General features: G+C 66.9%; 2 protein-coding genes. One reads left to right on the top strand and one right to left on the bottom strand.

Annotation, left to right across the window (positions count from 1 at the left end; translation table 11 throughout):
• Positions 1-411: 411 nt before the first annotated feature.
• The gene (locus VF647_25770; GenBank protein ID HEX8455514.1) at positions 412-1,755 is read left to right on the top strand and encodes a transposase; all 1,344 of its coding nucleotides are present in this window, start codon (positions 412-414) and stop codon (positions 1,753-1,755) included.
• A 405-nt stretch (positions 1,756-2,160) separates the two neighbouring features.
• Here VF647_25770 and VF647_25765 read toward each other — a convergent pair.
• Positions 2,161-2,411: hypothetical protein (locus tag VF647_25765; GenBank protein ID HEX8455513.1), on the bottom strand; the 251-nt coding region annotated here is incomplete at its 5' end.

Here is a 2,411-nt window from a genome sequence, read left to right as displayed (position 1 = left end):
CGGGGTGATGCGGTAGCTGTGGACGTGCTCGGGACTCTTCACCAGCTCGGCGAACGGGGCGATGCGGTCGCGCGCCTCGGAAAAGCGCGGGCTGCCGACCTCGGCCAGCACGGTCTGGTCGCCCTGCACGATCAGCGGGTTGTCGGGGCGATACTGCGTCACGTGGGGAACGGCGGGTGGTAGACGAAGATGACGGGCGTGTGCCGTGGAAGGGGATAGTCTAACGAAGCCTGGCGGAGGATGAAAGTGGGCGCGGTAAACGGATCTGCCTGACGGTCACCGCCGTACGGGAGGGATGCAGGCGCGGACGGAAAAAGGGGACGTGGCCCTCAGCTCGACTTTGTCCAATTCTTGCGTACTGTGTTCACCTGATTCGGTGCCCCCACACCCGAACCAGGGTGCAGTGTGCCGATGCATGACGAGTTGGACCAGCTGCTTGCCGAGTTTGCGCCTCTCTTCACCCGACCCACCTTCGCCAACGCGCTCCTGCTGCTGAAAGGAGCGATCCTCGCGCTGGGCTCCCGCACCGTGGCGGCCGCGCTGCGCGCCGTGGGCCTGCAGGACGACCCGCACTTCCTCAACTACCACCGCGTGCTGTCGCGGGCACGCTGGAGCGCGCGCAAGGCGTCGCGGATCCTGCTGCAGGTGCTGGTGCGCACCTTCGCACCCGGTGACGAGCCGCTCGTCTTCGCGGTCGACGACATGATCGAGCGCCGCTGGGGACCGAAGATCAAGGCCCGCGGCATCTACCGCGATCCGGTGCGCTCCAGCCGTGGGTTCTTCGTCAAGACCAGCGGCCTGCGCTGGGTCAGCCTCATGTTCCTGCCGCGCATCCCGTGGGCCCGCCGCGTCTGGGGGCTGCCGTTCCTGACCGTGCTCGCCCCGTCGCAGCGCTACGCCACGAGTCGCGGCCGCAGGCACAAGTCGGTCGTGGACTGGGCGCGGCAGATGATCCTCCAGCTCGCCCGCTGGCTCCCGGGCCGCCGCCTGATCGTGCTCATGGACGTCAACTACACCAGCCAGAAGCTGTTCGGCGCGATCCGCAGGCACGTCACCGTGGTCGCCCAGATGCGTCTCGACAGCCGCCTCCACGCTCCGCCGCCACCGCGCCAGCCGGGACAGCGCGGCGGCCGCCGCAAGGTCGGCGAGCGGCTGCCCAGCCTGAAGGACCGACTCATGGATCCGCTCACCGAGTGGATCTCCGTCCGTGTCTCCGGCTGGTACGGCGAGCGCGAGGTCGACCTGCAGATCGCCACCGGCACCGCGCTCTGGTACTACACCGGCAATCCCGCCATCCCGATTCGCTGGGTGATCGTCCGTGATCCCTCTGGACGGCGGGAAGCCCGCGCATACCTCTCCACCGACCCGGACATGGACCCGCTGGAGATCATCCGTCTCTACGTCCGGCGCTGGTGCGTCGAGGTGACCTTCGAGGAGGCCCGGCGCCACCTCGGCATCGAAACCCAGCGCCAGTGGTCCGATCTCGCCATCGCCCGGACGACGCCCTGCCTTCTCGGCCTCTTCTCCGTCGTCGCGCTGCTCGCCGACCGCCTCGACAAGCGCCAACTCCTCCAGGTCCGCAGCGCCGCCTGGTATCCGAAGACCGTACCCACCTTCAGCGATGCCGTCGCCGCCGTGCGGCGTGAGCTCTGGGCTTCGGCATTTCTCTCGCACTCTCGGTTGCGTGCCGAGTACGAGCGAATTCCACCACCCCTGCTGCGCCGCTTGGCCGACTCGCTTGCCTACGCGGCGTGAAAGGGCCAAAGTCGAGCTCAGTTGCTCCTCGGAAAGTACCTGAGATTTCATCCTGAAGGAGCCTGAACGACTGAAGGATCTATACCTGTTTGGAGCGTCAGAGCCGCGGAGCCGAGCGCCACAGGGCTGCGCTGCGAGCGCACTGAGACAGCAGGGTCGGATGGAGTACCGTGGCTGGCGTTCGTGAGGATGAGGAGCGCCGTCTCCCTTGGCGAGGTGCCGCCGACTGTCGACCCGCTTGATGACGGGTGATCCATTCCAGCCGGGTGGCCACGGCTTCGGCGTGTCCCGGAGATCTCGTTCATGTCGCGGTCGACGGCGCGCTCGTCCCTGCACGCGGCAGCCCTCCGATGGACGCGAGCCATCGGAAGGCTTCTTCTGTGTTCACTCTTCCGCTGGAGAACGCTACGCAGTGCAGGGGTTGTAGCAGGATTCCTGGTATGTGCACCCCACCGCGCACGAGAAGTTGTTGCAGGTGTTCGCGTTCTTCGTCGCGCTATGGCCGTGGACGGTACCGCCTCGTTCGCCGCGCACGCACCCGGGCGTGAACGACTCCACCGTCAGCTCGTCGAGGTCCATCTTCAGCTTGCGCATGTCCGCTCCTCCGCAAAGGGTGACCATCTCCTTCACGCGAATGACGATGCAACGCGCGTGCT

Origin of the sequence: Longimicrobium sp. (assembly GCA_036387335.1) — a bacterium.
Lineage (GTDB): Bacteria > Gemmatimonadota > Gemmatimonadetes > Longimicrobiales > Longimicrobiaceae > Longimicrobium.
Note: the sequence above shows the minus strand (reverse complement) of the source record. Positions and strands in the feature narration are given on the sequence as shown.